We start from the raw sequence: 17,019 nt of genomic DNA, 5'->3' as shown, positions 1-17,019 counted from the left end.
TTTGCGAAGCGATTCACTCCGTTATAGATTCCATCAAACGAAGCGAATCTATCCGTTTGGGGAAGTGTCATGCGGGCCGTGGTGATGGAAGAGTTCGGAGGGCCGGAGGTCCTGCGGATACGACAGGTCGACGATCCCGTGCCGGGGCCGGGGCAGGTGCTCGTCGCGGTGGCGTACGCGAGTATCACGTTCGTCGAGACGCAGGTGCGCTCGGGCGACGGGCCGTTCGGCAGGCCCGCGCTACCCCGCATTCCCGGCAATGGCGTGGGCGGTCGCATCGTCGCCGTCGGAGCAGACGTGGACCCGGCCCTGATGGGAACAGTTGTGGTCACCACCACCGGCGGCGAGGGCGGTTACGCGGAGCTGGCGCTGGCTCGGGCGCGCGACGCGGTTCCGGTTCCCGCGGGTCTGGAGCTCAAGGACGCGGTCGCGCTCCTGGCCGATGGGCGTACGGCTCTGCTGCTGTACCGGCAGGCGGAGATCAAGCCGTCGCAGCGGGTTCTCGTAGAGGCTGCGGGAGGGGGCGTCGGCAGCCTGCTAGTGCAACTCGCCGCCGCCGCAGATGCCCACGTGATCGGCGCCGCCCGAGGCGCCGGCAAGGCCGGGCTGGTCACCTCGCTGGGCGCGGCCGCCTATGTCGACTACTCCCGGCCTGACTGGCTGGATCGGGTAGCGGAGGCGACCGGCGGCGCCGGACTCGATCTCGTCTTCGACGGGGTCGGCGGCCGGATCGGCACCGAGGCGATCGGCGCGCTACGCGAAGGCGGACGCGTGAGCATCTACGGAATGGCCAGCGGCGCCGACGCCGAACTCGATGAAGGCGAACTCCGGGCACGCTCCATCGGCGTCATCGGCCTCACCGCCGCACCGAACCCCGCCCAGACCCGCGCTCTCATCGTCGACGCGCTGAACCTCGCGGCCGACGGGAAGCTGCGGCCGGTCATCGGCCAGACCTTCCCGCTCGAGGCGGCAGCCGCCGCGCACCGAGCGATCGAGTCCCGGACCACCACCGGCAAGACCCTGCTCATCCCCGACGGCCATGTCCATGGCTGAGAACAGAGCCAACAAGGCCCACGAACCCCCCGCCAGAGCCGGAATCCGGGAGTGGACCGCCCTGGCGGTCCTGGGCATGCCCGCCGTCCTGGTCATGATGAACATGTCGGTGCTCTATCTGGCACTACCGAGCCTGAGCGCCGGTCTGCAGCCCGACGGCTCCCAGCTGCTGTGGATCACCGACATCTACGGCTTCATGGTCGCCGGGTCACTGGTCACGATGGGCATGCTCGGCGACCGTTTCGGGCACCGCCGAATCCTGCTGCTCGGCGCCGTCGCGTTCACCTGCGCATCCGTTGTCGCCGCATACGCGCCCGACGCCGGCCTGCTCATCGCGGCACGGGCGGTCCAGGGAGTCGCCGCCGCCGCCCTGGCGCCGTCCTCGCTGGCGCTGATCCGCGCCCTGTTCGCCGACGTCCGGCAGCGCACCCTGGCCATCACGATCTGGATGATGGCCTTCATGGGCGGCGGTGCGCTCGGCCCGCTGGTCGGCGGTGTGCTGCTGCAGTACTTCTGGTGGGGGGCGGTGTTCCTGCTCGCCGTTCCGACCATGGCTCTGCTGCTGGTCACCGGCCCTTTCCTGGTCCCTGAATCCCGCGCTTCGGCTTCGGGGCGGCTGGATGCGGTCAGTGTGGTCTTGTCGCTGCTGACTCCTCTGACGATCGTGTTCGGCATCAAGGATCTCGCCGTCCACGGCTTCGCGCTGCCGTCCGTCGGTGTCCTGGTCGCGGGCCTGGTGATCGGCGTGGTATTCGTACGCCGCCAGCGGCGGCTGTCCAACCCGCTCCTGGACCTGGGATTGTTCCGTATCCCCGCCTTCGCCGTCTCCGTCACAGGCATGGTGCTGGTCGGGATCGTGTTGTTCGGGACCAGCCTGCTCACCTCGCAATATCTGCAACTGGTGCTCGGTTTCTCTCCGTTGGAGGCCGGCCTGTGGCAGCTGCCCACCGCGGTCACCGGGACCGTCGTGGCTCTGGTGGTCTCCAGCCTCACCGGCCGAATCCGCCCAGTCGTCCTCATGAGTGCCGGAGCCGCGTTCGCCGTCATCGGTCCCATCCTGCTCACACAGGTGGACCGAAACCCCGTCACCCTGGTGTCCGGCTCCGTTCTTCTCTTCGCCGGGCTGACCCCGTTCATGGCACTGGGAACCAACCTGGTCGTCGGCGCGGCACCACCCGAACGCGCCGGGGCCGCCTCAGCGATCTCCGAGACCGGCGCCGAACTCGGCGGCGCGCTCGGCATCGCCGTGCTCGGCAGCATCGCCACCGGTGTCTACGGCAGCTACATGATCGGCCATACACCCGACGGAGTCCCTGCCACGGTCGCCGAGGCGGCCAGCGAGACGTTGCCCGCCGCACTCCAGGCAGCCCAGCGACTCCCCGACAGTCTCGGCATCCCGTTTGCCCAGACCGCCCGGGACGCGTTCGCCCACAGCCTTCACGTGCACGCGCTCATTACGATCCCCCTGCTCATCGCGCTCGCCCTGCTGACCCTGACCCTGCGGCGCGCAACCCCGCCACAACCACCGAGCCAGCCTGAGCAGGCCACGACGCCCACCCCGGCGTTCGACTGAAAGGACCGAACGATCATGCAAGTCGAGGCCTACTTCGACGTACTGTGCCCCTGGTGCTACATCGGCAAGAGACGACTGGCCACCGCCCTGAAAGGCCGAAACGATGTGCACGTCGTCTGGCGCAGTTTCGAACTCGATCCGGACGGAAGCCCCATCCCCGGCCTGACGGCGGCGCAGGTGATCGCCACCTACCAAAACGACCCGGCCCGAGCGAGCGCCCGGGTGGCCCACATCCAAGCGCTTGGCGCAGCCGAGGGACTGGAACTCAACCTGCACCAGGCCCGGCCCGTCAACTCCTTCGACGCTCACCGCCTGATCCACCTGGCCGCCACCTGCGGCCTGGCCGACGCCGTTATGGAACGTCTCCTTCACGGCTACCACACCCAAGGCCGCAACATCGCCGACCCGGAGGTTCTCCAAGCGCTCAGCGTCGAGGCCGGACTTGATCGCGCCCAGGTAGGAGAACTCTTGACCGGCGACGCGTTCACCGCTGACGTCCGAGCCGATGAACGCCGCGCCACCCAGAGGGGAATCCGAGGCGTGCCTGCACTCGTCATCGACGGAGCCCCGCCGGTCTCGGCCGTTCAGGAACCTGCCGCTCTGGCACGCCTCCTCGACCGCGCGACCCGCTTCTGAGCCATCACCGCCTGCCGCCTTCGCCACTTCGACCTGGCCACCCTCAGACCATCGAGATCCGCATCTGGGTCATGGAGGGCCGCGACGACGCCTCTCCCGCGCCAAGCGCGTCGCCCGATAAAGCTTTCGAAGCGACACTCGATGCCGACGGTCCCGCCAATGTCGACCTCGACAGCCCCGCGAGCAGCAGTCGGCCAACATCCGCCGTATCCACGGCTCGGGAAAGGAGACCCTCGGCGTGCTGGCAATCGAGATCGAACTCACCGAACCTGCCAACCCGTGATGCACGAGCGCGCCGCACCACGACGATGGCCCGCGCACCGCGCAGGCCATCGCCACCTTCTGTGCCAAGACCGCTCAGGGCGTCAGCCCCAGCTCACTCAGCTGCGCGGCCCGCAACAGCCGCCATCCCCCGGTGTCAAGCTTGGCCATTCCGCTTCCACATCGACATTGATGACGCCCAAGAAGTTGATGTTGTTGCTGTGGCCGGGCGAGATGTGGATCGCCGCCCTCATCATCGCCGCGATCTCCGTCAAGGAGGGCCGCGACGCCTGGCAGGCCAAGGGTTGCTGCGCCACCCCGGCCGCCGCAGCGGGCCCCTCCGCCGACACCGAGGCAGACACCTGCGACTGTCGCCCCGGATGCGACTGCTGCAACTGACCCTCCGCGCCCGGAGCCAGGAAGATTCCACCAGCCGGGATGCTCGTCATGCCCCGACAGTATGAATTGGTCTTGTCCGTTACGGAAGACTTCCGGACACAAAGATCACCATCACCCGGCGTCACCCACCAGGCGATCCGCCCCGAAACCAAGATCCGAGACGAGCTGTATCGGACCGGAACGTACGCCAGTGACCCCGCGCCGACCCGTTCGTCACCCGTGCTGGCCTGCGGGAACTTACCGTACGAAACGGCTTCATTGCAGGTCCACCCCCGAAACGTCCGGCCTTCTGTCACCACCCGGGAGCCCGTCGCCGAGTTCGAGAGCCCCGGCTCCTTGCCTGAGATCAGGCGCAGCTCTTCTGCTCGACCGCGCAGACCTTGACCTCTGGATAGCTCGCCGAGGCTTGGTCGAGCAGGGGCTGTGGTGTGCCGCGAAGGTGCAGGTCGAGGAAGGCTGCCACATACGCGCGGGTGATCTCCATCGACCTGGCGGCGGGCAGCGTGGCGCCGGTATCCAAACCGGCCTGCTCGCCGAGCAGTGCGGTATCGGTGAAGGAGGCATGTTCGGTGCCGACGACCACAAGCCAGCGCTTCCACCCAGTCAGGTGCTGCCAGGCCGTCTCCCACGAAGCGGCCTCCTGGCTGCCCGGGGTGCGGGTGGCCTGCGCGCCGAGGAAGAGGAAGGGCTTACCCAGCCCGCTCGTCGGCACGGGCACGATGGCCAGGCCGTCGATGTTCATGCCGGCCTTGATTCTGGGATCCTTCAGCAGGGCCGCCACCGAGCTGGCGCCGCCCGCCGAGTGACCGACCATGGCGATCTTGGCCGGGTCGATAAGCCGGGACCCCTCCCATCTGGGGCGTGGGCCCGTCAGCTCGTCGAGGACGAAGGAGACGTCGTCGGCCCGGGTGGCGCCGACCTTGTCCCAGAAGCTCTGGTCGTGTGGCTCGACCTGGCAGGCCGTACAGGTGGCCACGCGGCCGTCGGGGAAGACGGTGGCGAGGTTTTCGTGCGTGTGGCTGATGGCGGCCACGACGTAGCCTCTGCTCGCCAGGTCCTCGGCGAGGCCGGTGAGCGAGCTGAGCGTCTTTTCGAAGCCGGGGGAAAGGACGACCAGGGGCAGCTCGCGCGCCTTGCCCGCCGGCGGGGCGTCACTGACGGCGTGGGTGCTCGTGCGGGCGAGCAGATCGGACGGGACGCCGGTGACGCCGGCGCCCTTCAAGGTGAGCTCCGACTCTTTGATGCTCATGTACGGCTCCGGCCGGCCGCTCGTCTTCGTGGCGGGGTACCACAGCGAGACCATGAGGTCCCTGGCCCTTGCCCCGGGATCCCAGGGATCGGGGCGGGCGGTGTCGGTGAGGTGCAGCGAGGTGATGCCGACGGGCTGGGAGCCGGACGGCTTCGGGAGCGAAAGCGCGACGGTACGCGCCGTCTTAGGCGGCTCCGCGGGGGCGTTCGGGGAGGGATTGCGGGACGGGCGGTCCACCGAGACGCTCCCCGTCTCCGGAGCGGACACCGACGCGCACGAGGTGGTGCTCGCCATGAGCAGCAAGCCGGTCGCGAAGGCCAGATGACGCATGAATTCGCCTTTCGAAGATGTACGGCGACGACGCTAGGCGCGGGCTGTGCCGTACCGCGTCGGCCGTCGTGCCGATATCTCGGGCCAGGTCATCCTTGCGATGTAGGCATGCCGACCGACGCGCCGCTTATCGGAGACAAGGTGGTTCTACGCGGCCTCGGCCAGGTCGGTGAAGTCGCCAAGCCGGAAGCTTCCGGCGGGCACGCCAGTCCAGGGTCCGCCTGCCGCCGTGTCAAGAATGGATCAAGCCTCTCGCCGTACAGAAGCCGCCGTTTCACGGATCTCGCCGCCTGCTCTGCTGATTCGAGCGAGCCTGCTCGTGCCGCCTTCGCCCCCTCGCCTGGCTGGGCGTTTCGGACGGCGGCTGGGGTCCACCGATCAAGCCAGACCTTCAAGACCAAGCGGGAAGACACGGCGGGCACTCCGGTCCGGGGTGCGCTTCTCGCCTGGCCAAGTGTTGATCAAGCCGCCTACCGCGCGGGTACCGCTGTTGCACAGTGGCTGCCGTTCTGACCTCCTCTACGGAACGGATCTGCGCATGATCGCTCGATTCACCCTTCTGGGCAGCACCGTCCTGGCCCTACTCGCCTGTACCGCGTCAAAACTCGCGCGTAGGGACTGAGCTGGTGTTTCTCCAGCCGACTATGCGGCTCGGCGGTACTCGTTGATCGCTCCTCCGAGGACCTTGTGGCGTTCGATCCGGCCTACCATTGGCACCATCACCGGTTCGTCGTGATCGGGTGGTCGTTGCCCACGAGCCTGATGCGGGCGATGCCCGTTGTAGTGATCGAGATATTCGTTCAGGACGGCGCGAGCGCAGAATGCGCCGCACGGTCACGTCGCTAACCTCGTAGCCGAGCCGCACCAACTCACCATGCACCCGTCGAAAGCCCCACGCGGGGTTCTCCATCGCCAGGCGAACGATCAGATTCCGGATCTCCCGACTCGTCCTTGGACGTCCGGGCCGATGCGGGTAGGTCCAGGCCCGTCGCAGCAGACGACGATGCAACGCCGGCAACGTCGCCGGGGTGACCAGCCGATGAGCGCGCAGCACCGCCGGCAACCACCGGGCCAGCGCCGCGAGCATCATCAAGCCCGCGACGTCCTCGGGGCTTGCTTGAGCCGTGGTGCGGGGAAAGCCCGCTCGCCCGGTTCTGAGGGGGCCCCGGCGCAGCAATGCGCCGGGGCTACCCGACGGCCGTGCTTCTCCTGGTCAGGGCGCGGCCGGAATGCGCCCGGAAAGGTGCCGCGGTCGCAGGGGTTCCGGCTCGAACATGCAGGGATAAGTCCGGCACGATAACGATCAATGCCGTGTTTCCCCAGGTCGCGGTGCTTGATATGTCTCTTTATGTCAACCCACACCCAGCCTGTCGGTTCCACTCAAGATCGTGAATATGGGTTCTGGGCTTATGTGGACTGACCCTCTTCTACGGACGTGTCGACTGACGGCACCGCCGTGGGAACACAGGTCACGGCCGCCATTCCGGCCGGGAAACTGGACGACGGCCGTGGACGGTGGTGACGCGGTGGTGTGAAAGCATCCGCACCGGCAGGCCGCGCTATCCGGTGGGCGGGTTCCCGGTTACCGGGCGGGCGGTGACCAGGCCTGATTCGTAGGCCGCGATGACCGCTTGGGCGCGGTCGCGCACGGAGAGCTTGTCGAAGATGCTGGTGATGTAGTTCTTGACGGTAGAGAGGCTGAGGCCGAGGGTGCGGGAGATCTCGGTGTTGTCGAGACCCGTGGCCATCAGCCGCCATACCTCGACCTCGCGGGGTGTGAGTTCGTCCAGGCCCGTGGGTGTCGGCCGGGTGCCGTGAGGCGCCCGTACGTAGGTGGAGATCAGCCGGGTGAGCAGGCGTGGCGCGACGGCGGCGTCGCCGGCGTGGACGGTGCGGATCGCGGCGCTCAGGTCCTCAGGTGAGCTGTCCTTGGGCAGAAACCCGTAGGCTCCGGCGCGCAGGGCGCCCACGAGGTACTCGTCCATGTCGAAGGTGCTGAGGGCCAGGACCCGGCTGCCGGGCACGGTGGAGGCGAGTTCCCTGGTCGCGCCGACTCCGTCGAGGACGGGCATCCTGATGTCCATCACCACGACGTCGGGGCGTAGTTGGCGGGCAAGGGTGACTGCCTGCGCGCCGTTCTCGGCTTCTCCCACGACCTCGAAGGACGGGTCGGGGGAAAGGATCAGCGACAGGCCGCGCCGTACCAGCAACTGATCGTCCACGATCAGCACACTGATCGGCGGCGCGGTCATCGGTGCGCCCCTTCGTGCTGGACGGCCTCGTCCGTGGTCAGCGGCAGGTCGGCCACCACGGCGAACCCCCCGTCGGCCTGCGGGCCCGCGGTGAGGGTGCCGCCGTGCAGGGCGACGCGTTCGCGCATGCCGATCAGGCCGTATCCGCCGGCGCGCGCCCCCTCCTGTGGCGGGCCGTCCCCGCCGTCGTCGCGTACTTCGACGATGACTCGATCCTGACGGTAGATCAGCTCCACGGACGCGCGGGCGGCCCCCGCGTGCTTGCGGGTGTTGGTGAGGGCCTCCTGAGCGATCCTGAACACCGTGAGGCCGACGGTCGGCGGCAACGGGCGCCGCTGCCCGTGGACGCTGAACTCGGTCGGCACTCCGGCGAAGCGGGATTCGGCCACCAGGCGGCCGAGGTCGTCGATACCAGGCTGGGGCTGGGACGGCGCGACCTCGGGTTCGTCGCTGTCCCGCAGTACGTCCAGGAGCTGGCGCATCTCGCGCAACGCGAGCCGCCCGGAGGACTCCAGGGTGACCAGGGCTTCCTTGACCACCTCCGGTTCTGCGAAGTTGGCCCGCGCTCCGCCGGCCATCAGCTGCATGGTGGTGATGTGGTGGGCCACGATGTCGTGCAACTCCCGTGCGATGCGGCGGCGTTCGTCGGCCACCGCACGGTCGGCGAGGAGCCTGCGGTTGGCGTTCACCTCCCGCTGCCAGCGGTTCATCGCCATGGCGGCGCCGACGACGATCAGGGTGGTGAGCGGCGGGGTGATCGCGTCCTGCCAGGGCGGAATGCGGCCGTTGCTCTGGCTCAGCAGCGTCACCGCTACCGTGACGACGGCCGCGAGCGCCGCCACGCGGCCGGGGCAGGCCCTGGCCGCCGAGTACAGAGCGACCACCAGCACGGCGCCGAAGTGCCGGGGCAGCGGCACGGTCAGGGTGGCCGTCGCGTCGAGTGCCAGGACGGCGGCGAGCGCCGCCACCGGGTGGCGGCGCCGGGCCAGCAGCGGCAGCGCTGTCAGCGCGACGAAGAGGAACCCGGTCACGCTCACGGTGTGCACGCCGTCGGAGGCGTTGAAGAACACGTAGCTGAGCAGGTTCATCACGCAGGCGCCGCCCGTCACGAGGGCGTCGTTACGGCTCCACGGCAGCTCCCGGGCATCGCCGGACCCGACGTATCGGCTCCTGGACATGTCTGACTTCCCCCTGTATCAGGCCTCTTGGCCCCCGAACCAGGGTTGCACAGCAGTCGCGATGCTCTCACCGCGCGGACCTGGACTAGGACCAGGGTCCTGGTCGCGGCCTTGGGGAAGGCCTCAGGGCCCCGGTCAGGATCATCCGCTGCCAGGAGGTTTGCCGCTCTTCTGACTGATGGTCTGGATACCGGCCGGGAACCCCCGGCACCAGATGCATCTGCCAGGAGGCAAAAATGAGTGTTGGCCAGCGTCGATTCCATGCGGTCGTGGCGACAGCGGCCGTGGCCGTGTCGGCCGGTGTGCTGGCGGTGAGCCCGGCGCACGCGTCTTCCCCCGGTTACGACCGGGCGGCCCTGCAAGCGGACCTGGACGCGATCCGCGACGCCGGCACGCTGGGCGTGCAGGCTCGGGTGCGCTCGCCCCGCGCCGATCTGGCCGCATCCAGTGGTACGGCGGTGCTGGGCCGTCAGGTGCCGGTCCCGAGTGGCGGGCATTTCCGGATGGGCAGCAACACCAAGACCTTTGTCGCCGCCGTGATCCTGCAGCTCGAAGCGGAAGGGCGGCTCTCGGTCAACGACAGCGTCGAGCGGTGGCTTCCCGGGCTGGTGCGCGGCAACGGCAACGACGGGCGCGCGATCACCGTCAAGCACCTGCTCCAGCACACCAGCGGCCTGCACGACTCCGTGGGCGACATCGAGAAGAAGATGCACACGGAGCGGGGTTACCGCACCTACCGGTTCCTGCGCATGAGCCCGCGGCGGCTGGTGGCGCTCAGCGTCGGCCATCGACCGCTGTTCGCCCCCGGCTCCCGCTGGAGCTATTCCAACATCAACTACACCTTGGCCGGGATGATCATCGAGAGGGCCGCCAGGAACTCCTGGCGCGAGGAGGTGACGCGCCGGATCATCAAGCCGCTGAAGCTGCGGAACACGACCCTGCCCGGCGACTCCCCGCTCCTGCCCAAGCCGCACGTGCAGTCCTACACCGAGGACGCCAAAACCGCGCGCCCGTTCCGCTCCACCTTGCTCAGCCTCGGCTGGGCCGGCGCGGCGGGCGAGGCCGTCACCACCACAGAAGACCTGGTCAGGTTCTGGCGTGCACTGCTGGGCGGGCAGGTGCTGTCGCAGCAACAGCTGAAGAAGATGATGACCACGGTCCCCGTCGGCGTGCCCGGCAGGGAGTTCGGGCTGGGTATGGCCAAGCAGCGACTGAGCTGCGGAGTCACGGCCTGGACGCACCCCGGCGGCACCCCCGGGTTCATCACCGACAACGCCGTCACCCAGGACGGCCGTACCAGCGTGATCGTCTCCCGGACCACCTACCCCGGCACGCGAGAGCAGGGCCAGGCCACGGCCCGCCTGATCGACAACGCACTCTGCGCCGCTTCCGTCCGCCGGAGCACGTCGTGATCCGCGCCTTGACCGGATACTCCACCAGACACCCATGGAAGGTCATCGCCCTCTGGGCGGTGCTGGGCGTCGCGTTGAGCGCCCTGATCCCGACCCTGTTCGACCGGGTCACCCAGAACCAGACCGGGGACTTCCTGCCCCGTAGCTACGACTCGGCCGCCGCCCTGAACATCGCCGAGGAGCGGTTCGGGGTGAATCCCGACGCGACCACGGTGACGGTGCTGGTCGCCCGCTCCGACGGCAAGGCCCTCAGCGCCGCTGACCAGGAGCGGATCGAGGCCGAGGCGGCGAAGCTGGCCAAGCGCCGGGTGATCATGCCGAGGGAGGACGACGGCCCGCAGCAGTACCTGGTCCCCGACCGCTCCCAGACCCCCACGATCGCCCCGGCGATGACGGCGCCCGACCGGAGTTTCGAGCTGCTCTCCGTCGAGCTGATCGGCAATCGTGCAGATAGGGGCGTCCAGGGCGTCTACCGGACCTTCAGGGACGCCGCCCGGACGCAGTTCTCAGAGGCGGGGATGCGTACCGGTTTCACCGGGCCTCTCGCCGACGCCGTCGACACCGTCGATTCCCGCAAGATCACCACGACGGTCGGGGGCGGGCTCATCATGGGGCTCATCATCCTGCTCAACGTGCTGGTGTTTCGCAGCGTGCTGGCGGCCCTGCTGCCGTTGCTCGCGGTCGCCCTGATCGGCTTCGTGGCCGCGGGTGCCGTCGCGGGCGCCGCGATGATCACCGGGCTCAAGCTCGACGCGAGCACCCCCGGACTGATCAACGTGGTCTTGTTCGGCATTGGCATCGACTACCTGTTGTTCCTGCTGTTCCGCTTCCGCGAGGCACTGCGGGCCAGGCCCGAGCAGTCAGCCCGTGAGGTGGCCGGGCAGGTCTCCGGCCGGGTGGGCACCGCGATCACCTCGGCGGCGCTGACCATCGTGGCCGCCTTCGCCACGCTGGGACTGGCGACCTTCGGGCAGTTTCGCTCGATGGGCCCCGCGATCGCCGTCGCGATCCTGGTGATGCTGCTCGGCAGCCTCACCCTGCTGCCGGCGCTGCTCGCGGCCACCGGCCGCAAGATGTTCTGGCCCTCCAGCACGGCCTTGCACCGCGAGACGCGCGAGGGCCGTGCCGCCCGCTTGGGTGAGCTGGTCACGCGACGCCCGCTGATGATGCTGACCGCCTCTGTCGCCCTGCTCGCCGCACTGGCCGCCGGGCTGATCGGCATCCGCATGGACTACGGCCAGGGCAGCCCCGGCACCCAGACCCCCGCCGCAGCCACCGCGGCCGAGATCTCCCGTACGCTGCCGGCCGGCGTGTCGGACCCGACGAGCGTCTTTGTCACCTCCAAGGACGACGGCGCCCTCACCGCAGACCGGCTGGACGGTCTATCGCGAGCGCTCACCCGGGTTAAGGGTGTGGGCCAGGTCGCGAAGACCGTCCTGAACAAGGACCACCGCGCCGCCAGGATCGACCTCTATCCGACCGCGGACCCGCAGAGCCAGCAGGCCCGCGACCTGGCCTCCGGACCGATCAGGGCCGCGGTCGCCCAGCACACGCCCGCCGGGACGACGGCACACGTGGGCGGGACCCCGGCGATCATCGCCGACATCTCGACGGCCGTCGAGCACGACCTCACGATCGTGTTCCCGGTCGCGGCCGCGCTGATCGCGCTGATCCTCCTGCTGCTCCTGCGCAGCCTGCTCGCGCCGGTGATCCTGATGCTCTCCGTCGGGCTCGGCTTCGCCGCCACCCTCGGCGCCGCCACCCTGTTGTTCCAGCACATACTCGGCAAGCCGGGCGTCAGCTTCACCCTCCCGCTCGTGTTGTTCCTGTTCGTCGTCGCCCTGGGCACCGACTACAACATCCTGATCACCGACCGGATCCGGGAGGAGATGCGGCGACCAGGTCCGGCCCGCGCCGCCGTGGCCCGTGCCGTACGGCACACGACACCGGCCATCACGACGGCCGGCGTGGTGCTAGCCGCTTCCTTCGCCAGCCTCGCCACATCCTCAGGCAACGAACAGATCGCCTTCGCGATGACGCTGGGCATCATGGTTTCCGCGCTTGTGGTGTCGCTGGTGCTGGTCCCCGCACTCGCCGCACTGCTCGGTCGGGCCGTCTGGTGGCCGGTACGCCCTCGACCTACCACGAACCCGCAGGACCGTGCGCCCGAACCCGCCCCGGCACCCGACCGGGCCCCAGCCTCTTGGGGCTCGCCATAGCCGCCTGTACCGCGTCAAAACCCATCGCATAGGGCTTGAACTGCGCGTTCCCCGAAACGGCTACGCTGCTCGGTGATACTCGTTGATCAGCCCACCGAGCACCTTCCGGCGCTTGATCCGGCCTGCCAACGGCACGATGGTCCGCTCGCCATGATCGGGCGGGTGCTGTCGGCGGGACTGGTGTGGCCGATGACCGTTGTAATGATCGGCATACTCACCCAGCACCAACCGTAAGTGCCGTTCGTCGTAGATCAGGCCCGTACCGTACGCACCCACCGCTCGGCATAGCAGTTCGCCTGCGGCGTTCGCGGTGGCTTCTTCACCACCCTCATGTCCTCACCTGCGAAGACCTCATCGAATGCCGTAGTGAACTTGGCGTCCCGGTCGCGGATGAGGAAGCGGAATGACGCCGCTCGCTCATTGAGATCGATCAGGAGGTTGCGGACCTGCTGAGCGGTCCAGGCGCCGGTGGGGTGGGAGGTCACGCCCGAGATGTGCACGCGCCGCGTGTTGATTTCCATCACGCACAACACGTACAGGCGCTTCAGAAAGATCGTGTCAACATAGAAGAAATCGCAGGCCAGAAGCCCTTCGGCCTGCGCCCGCAGGAAGCTTCGCCAGGAGGTATCGAGATGTCGGGGTGCCGGGCGGAAGCGGCGCGAGCGCAGGATGCGCCGCACGGTCGCCTCGCTGACCTGGTAGCCGAGCCGCACCAGCTCACCGTGCACCCGTCGATGGCCCCATGCCGGGTTCTCCCGCGCCAGGCGGACGATCACGGCCCGGACCTCCTGGCTCGTGCTCGGCCGTCCGCCACGATGCGGGTAGATCCATGCCCGTCGGCGCAGGCGACGATGCCACGCCGGCAACGTCGCCGGAGTGACCAGCCGATGAGCGCGCAGCCCCGCCGGCAGCGACCGGGCCAACGCCGCGAGAACGGCCCGATCGGCCCAGTCCGGCTTCGGGCGCCCAACCTGACGCCGCAACACCGCCGCCTCATGCCGCAACACCATGATCTCCACGTCTTTCGACGCCTGGCGACGGCCCAGCAACATCAGCCAGCCGAACACCCGGACCGCGATCAGATAGAGCAGGCGAGGAGGCACACGACGTGATCTTGTCGGCGTGGGTAGCCTCGGTCAAACCGCAGCTCGATGCGGTAGCGACGGTGTTTTGACGCGGTACAGGCGCAGCGGGTCGCCGGCGCCGTCGAAGAAGGTGAACGTCTCGCGATAGGTGCGCTCGTCGCCGACGCCGGCGAAGGGATCGCGATCGAGGATCGCCGCCAGTTGGTCGATAGGACGCACGCACGCGGCGTCGTCGTAGCCACTGACCGTCAGCAGGCGCGGCGCCGCCCGATGCACAACCTCGCGGGGCGCGGCGTCGCCGGCCTCGATCAGGACCGTCCCGTTCGTTTGGAACGACCGTGCCGACGACGCCCCCGCCTGACGCAGCGCGCTCTCGAGCATCGCCCGGGTAGGGCTGTTCAGATGGCCCAGGTTCATGTTCCGGTAGAAGATGACGAACGCTGTCGACATGCGCAAACTGCTCCAGATCTTGTGGTGACCAACGGTACGCCGCCGATGCGAGCGCTCCCCCGTGGCGTCATCGGCGGCCGGCGAAGAACGTGCGAATGTCGTCGGCGAGGAGGTGCGGTTCCTCCTGCGCGGCATGGTGTCCGCCTGTGCCGTACTCGTTCCAGTGCACGATGGCGCCGTGGTCGCGTTCGGCGAGCGGGCGGATGGAGGGGAAGAAGTCGTCGGCGAAGCAGGCCAGGCCCAAGGGGAAGGATGACGGCTCGGTTGGCGGCCGGTTGCCGTGATAGCCGATCAGGGCTGAGCTGCCGGCGGTGTCGGTCAGCCAGTAGATGGCGGCGTTGGTGAGGATGTAGTCGTCGCTCACCGAATCGCCGAAAAGCTGCAGGTTCCAGGCCAGCTGCCCGGCAGGGGAGTCGGCGAGCGCGTGCGCCAGGGTCTGCGGCTGGGTGGACTGGAGGGCGAGGTAGGCGCTCCTGTCGGTCATGAAGCGTTCCAGCGCGGCCAGTTGCGCCAGGTCATCCGGTCCCAGCCTGGCCCGCTCCGCCGGATCGCCGGAGGGCAGCGAGAAGATCTGCGTGACGTGCACCCCGACGATGCGGTGCGGATCCAGGCGTCCGAGCTCGATGGAGATCAGAGAGCCGACGTCGTTGCCGTGGGCGCCGTAGCGCTCATAGCCGAGCCGCCGCATCAGCTCCGCCCACGCTGCGGCGACGCGGCGGCGGTTCCAGCCCGGCTCGCGCGGCACGGCGGAGAACCCGAAGCCGGGCACCGAGGGGATGACGAGGTGGAAGGCGTCGCTCAGTCGCTCGATCAGCGGCAGATACTCCACGACCGACATGGGCCAGCCGTGTGTGAGGATGAGCGGCAAGGCGTCCGGCCGGGTCGAACGGATGTGGAGGAAGTGCACGTCGAGTCCGTCGATCTTGTCCGTGAACTGCGGATGGGCGTTGATCCGCCGCTCCCAGGCGCGCCAGTCGTATCCGTCGCGCCAGTACTGCACCAGCTGCCGTACCCGGTCGACGGGCACGCCGAGCCCGCGGCCGGGCAGCGGGCGGGTGAAGCGGGTCGCGGCCAGCCGGGCTGTCAGGTCGTCCAGGCTCTCCTGCGGAATCTCCACGCGGTACGGCCGCATCATGACCGGGCCACCTCATCCAGCACCCGGGCCAGCTCTACCGGTTCGGTGATCATCGACCAGTGTCCGGCATCCAACGTGATCACGTTGAGGCCCGGCAGGCGCGGTGGGCCGCCGGGGTCGCCCGCGCAGGCGATGTAGGTGCGTGGCAGTCTCTGCACGGCGCCGAGGTCGGCCGGTGCCGGATCCTGGTAGGTGCCGATCGGCTGGCCGACGCCACGCGCTCGCAGCCATGCCCGGTCCTGAGGGGTGAGTCCATGCGCGCCGAAGTTGGCGTCGATGATCTCGTCGCTCATCACGGGGATCCGCCCGTCCTGGACGGTTTCCATGATCGCTTCGACGACGGGCGCGGGAGTGATGTCGAACAGGCTCTTGCCCGGCTCGGGCAGGAGCGCGGCGAGGTAGACCACCTCGGCGATCCGTTCGGGAATCGTGTTGGCGGCGATCGTGGCCGGGGCTCCACCGTAGGAGTGCGCCACGAGCACCACCTCGCTCAGTCCGGCGTACTCGATCGCGGCCGTGATGTCACGGGCATGCGTGGTGAGCGTCGTGGCCGGCGAGCCCAGATGCGCGCGATCACCGAAACCGGTGAGCGTCAGCGGATGCACCTGGTGGCCGTACGCGGTCAGCAGCGGCGTGACCCGCTCCCATGCCCACGCGCCAAGAAACGAACCGCCGACAAGAACAATGGCCGACACCAGCCGACTCCTTCCGATCGATGTGCTGCGGCGCCAGGCTAGGGAGGATTGTGGACGCTTTTCGCCCTCATTAGAATCGCGATCGTGTCCCGTCCGGCAACCCGCGTCCTGGCGCTGTTGGAGATCCTCCAAGACCGCGGCCTGGTGCCCGCCGACGAACTGGCCCGGCGGCTGGACGTCGACGCCCGCGCCGTGCGCCGCTACATCACCGCCCTGCGCGACATGGACATCCCCGTCGAGTCCGTCCGCGGACGCTACGGCGGCTACCGGCTCGCCCTCGGCGTACGCCTGCCTCCCCTGATGCTCGCCGACGACGAAGCGGTCGCCGTCGCGGTCGCGCTGGCCACCGGCAAGCACGAGCCAGTGGCAGAGCCCGGCCCGACCGACCGGGCGCTGGTCAAACTCAACCGCGTCCTGCCCACAGCGCTGCGCCAACGCGTCACCGCGCTCATCGCCGCCACCTCCGCCACAACCGGTCCGCTGACCCCAGAACCGCACCTGGCCCTGACCCTGGCCGCAGCCGTCCATTCACGGCACACCGTCCGGATCGAGCACACCCGCGGCGCACGCGAGGTGAACCCCTACGGGCTCGTCGTGCACGCACGCCGCTGGTACCTGGTCGGACACGACCACCTCCGCGACGCCATCCGCATGTACCGCCTGGACAAGATCAGCGGCGCCGCCGAGCTACCCGGCAGATTCACCCCGCCCGAGGGGTTCGACCCCGTGACCCACGTCCTGCACGCGTTGACGCTCGGCGCCTGGACCCATCGCACCGAGGTGTGGCTCGACACCGACCTGCAGACCGCCCGCGACCACCTGCCGGTCACCTTCGGCGACCTGCATCCCTGTTCCGACGGCGGCGTGCTCCTGATCAGCGGAGCAGAAGACCTGCCGGCCATGGCATGCATCCTCACCGGCCTGCCCTGGCCTTTCACCGTCAAGAACCCACCCGCGCTGGTCACGGCGCTCGCCGAGCACGTCACCGCTCTCACCCAAGCCGTCGCCCGCTCCCAACCCGCACCGTAGCCGCGGTGTCTCTTGCTCAGCGCGTCATGCTTGGGTCCTACGCGGTGTTTCAGTACCTTTCGG

At 68.8% G+C, this 17,019-nt stretch carries 15 protein-coding genes and 1 pseudogene; 7 read left to right on the top strand and 9 right to left on the bottom strand.

Features of this window, described 5'->3' with window-relative positions; translation table 11 throughout:
* The first annotated feature begins 69 nt into the window (after positions 1 to 69).
* The 4 genes from ACFSKW_RS06850 to ACFSKW_RS06835 all read left to right on the top strand — a co-directional run bounded on the left by ACFSKW_RS06850 (position 70) and on the right by ACFSKW_RS06835 (position 3,922).
* On the top strand, positions 70 to 1,053 hold the full coding sequence (locus tag ACFSKW_RS06850) for a zinc-binding dehydrogenase (protein ID WP_379570319.1): 984 nt from the start codon (positions 70 to 72) through the stop codon (positions 1,051 to 1,053).
* On the top strand, positions 1,046 to 2,626 hold the full coding sequence (locus ACFSKW_RS06845; RefSeq protein WP_379570317.1) for an MFS transporter: 1,581 nt from the start codon (positions 1,046 to 1,048) through the stop codon (positions 2,624 to 2,626). Before ACFSKW_RS06850 ends, ACFSKW_RS06845 begins: the two co-directional genes overlap by 8 nt.
* Before the next feature lie 15 nt (positions 2,627 to 2,641).
* The gene (locus ACFSKW_RS06840) at positions 2,642 to 3,262 is read left to right on the top strand and encodes a DsbA family oxidoreductase (RefSeq protein WP_379570315.1); all 621 of its coding nucleotides are present in this window, start codon (positions 2,642 to 2,644) and stop codon (positions 3,260 to 3,262) included.
* 453 nt (positions 3,263 to 3,715) lie between these two features.
* Positions 3,716 to 3,922, top strand: coding sequence for a hypothetical protein (locus tag ACFSKW_RS06835; protein WP_379570313.1), 207 nt, complete (start codon positions 3,716 to 3,718; stop codon positions 3,920 to 3,922).
* A gap of 346 nt (positions 3,923 to 4,268) precedes the next feature.
* Here the strand turns inward: ACFSKW_RS06835 and ACFSKW_RS06830 are convergent, their stop codons facing one another.
* The 5 genes and pseudogenes from ACFSKW_RS06830 to ACFSKW_RS06815 all read right to left on the bottom strand — a co-directional run bounded on the left by ACFSKW_RS06830 (position 4,269) and on the right by ACFSKW_RS06815 (position 8,931).
* Positions 4,269 to 5,501, bottom strand: coding sequence for an alpha/beta hydrolase family protein (locus ACFSKW_RS06830; protein WP_379570311.1), 1,233 nt, complete (start codon positions 5,499 to 5,501; stop codon positions 4,269 to 4,271).
* A 642-nt stretch (positions 5,502 to 6,143) separates the two neighbouring features.
* Complete coding sequence (locus ACFSKW_RS54985; RefSeq protein ID WP_465264723.1) at positions 6,144 to 6,305, bottom strand: hypothetical protein; 162 nt, start codon at positions 6,303 to 6,305, stop codon at positions 6,144 to 6,146.
* A gap of 25 nt (positions 6,306 to 6,330) precedes the next feature.
* A pseudogene (locus tag ACFSKW_RS54980) lies at positions 6,331 to 6,588 on the bottom strand (hypothetical protein); the annotation flags it as partial.
* A gap of 472 nt (positions 6,589 to 7,060) precedes the next feature.
* Entirely contained in the window at positions 7,061 to 7,753 is a 693-nt protein-coding gene (locus ACFSKW_RS06820; protein ID WP_379570309.1) for a response regulator, read from the bottom strand.
* Entirely contained in the window at positions 7,750 to 8,931 is a 1,182-nt protein-coding gene (locus ACFSKW_RS06815) for a sensor histidine kinase (RefSeq protein ID WP_379570307.1), read from the bottom strand. The genes ACFSKW_RS06820 and ACFSKW_RS06815 overlap by 4 nt, the downstream gene beginning before the upstream one ends.
* Before the next feature lie 269 nt (positions 8,932 to 9,200).
* Here ACFSKW_RS06815 and ACFSKW_RS06810 point away from each other — a divergent pair, with 269 nt between their 5' ends.
* Together ACFSKW_RS06810 and ACFSKW_RS06805 are read left to right on the top strand one after the other, a co-directional pair.
* Positions 9,201 to 10,343: a serine hydrolase domain-containing protein gene (locus ACFSKW_RS06810; protein WP_379570305.1), complete on the top strand. Its 1,143-nt coding sequence runs from the start codon at positions 9,201 to 9,203 to the stop codon at positions 10,341 to 10,343.
* Positions 10,340 to 12,562 (top strand): MMPL family transporter, encoded by a 2,223-nt coding sequence (locus tag ACFSKW_RS06805; RefSeq protein ID WP_379570303.1) that lies wholly within the window; start codon positions 10,340 to 10,342, stop codon positions 12,560 to 12,562. The genes ACFSKW_RS06810 and ACFSKW_RS06805 overlap by 4 nt, the downstream gene beginning before the upstream one ends.
* A gap of 251 nt (positions 12,563 to 12,813) precedes the next feature.
* Here the strand turns inward: ACFSKW_RS06805 and ACFSKW_RS06800 are convergent, their stop codons facing one another.
* From ACFSKW_RS06800 to ACFSKW_RS06785, 4 genes are all read right to left on the bottom strand, one after another.
* Positions 12,814 to 13,665 (bottom strand): helix-turn-helix domain-containing protein, encoded by an 852-nt coding sequence (locus ACFSKW_RS06800; RefSeq protein WP_379570301.1) that lies wholly within the window; start codon positions 13,663 to 13,665, stop codon positions 12,814 to 12,816.
* Between the two features lie 33 nt (positions 13,666 to 13,698).
* Positions 13,699 to 14,097 (bottom strand): DUF1697 domain-containing protein, encoded by a 399-nt coding sequence (locus ACFSKW_RS06795; protein ID WP_379570299.1) that lies wholly within the window; start codon positions 14,095 to 14,097, stop codon positions 13,699 to 13,701.
* A gap of 67 nt (positions 14,098 to 14,164) precedes the next feature.
* Positions 14,165 to 15,232 (bottom strand): epoxide hydrolase family protein, encoded by a 1,068-nt coding sequence (locus ACFSKW_RS06790; RefSeq protein WP_379570297.1) that lies wholly within the window; start codon positions 15,230 to 15,232, stop codon positions 14,165 to 14,167.
* Positions 15,229 to 15,927 (bottom strand): alpha/beta fold hydrolase, encoded by a 699-nt coding sequence (locus tag ACFSKW_RS06785; RefSeq protein WP_379570295.1) that lies wholly within the window; start codon positions 15,925 to 15,927, stop codon positions 15,229 to 15,231. Before ACFSKW_RS06785 ends, ACFSKW_RS06790 begins: the two co-directional genes overlap by 4 nt.
* A gap of 84 nt (positions 15,928 to 16,011) precedes the next feature.
* Here ACFSKW_RS06785 and ACFSKW_RS06780 point away from each other — a divergent pair, with 84 nt between their 5' ends.
* Positions 16,012 to 16,956 carry a helix-turn-helix transcriptional regulator gene (locus ACFSKW_RS06780; protein WP_379570293.1) on the top strand — a complete coding sequence of 315 codons (945 nt, stop codon included), beginning with the start codon at positions 16,012 to 16,014 and terminating at the stop codon, positions 16,954 to 16,956.
* The last annotated feature ends 63 nt before the right edge of the window (positions 16,957 to 17,019 follow it).

Source organism: Nonomuraea mangrovi, assembly GCF_042681425.1.
Lineage (GTDB): Bacteria > Actinomycetota > Actinomycetes > Streptosporangiales > Streptosporangiaceae > Nonomuraea > Nonomuraea mangrovi.
The sequence above is the reverse complement of the archived record's forward strand: the minus strand, read 5'-3'. Positions and strand labels throughout refer to the sequence as shown.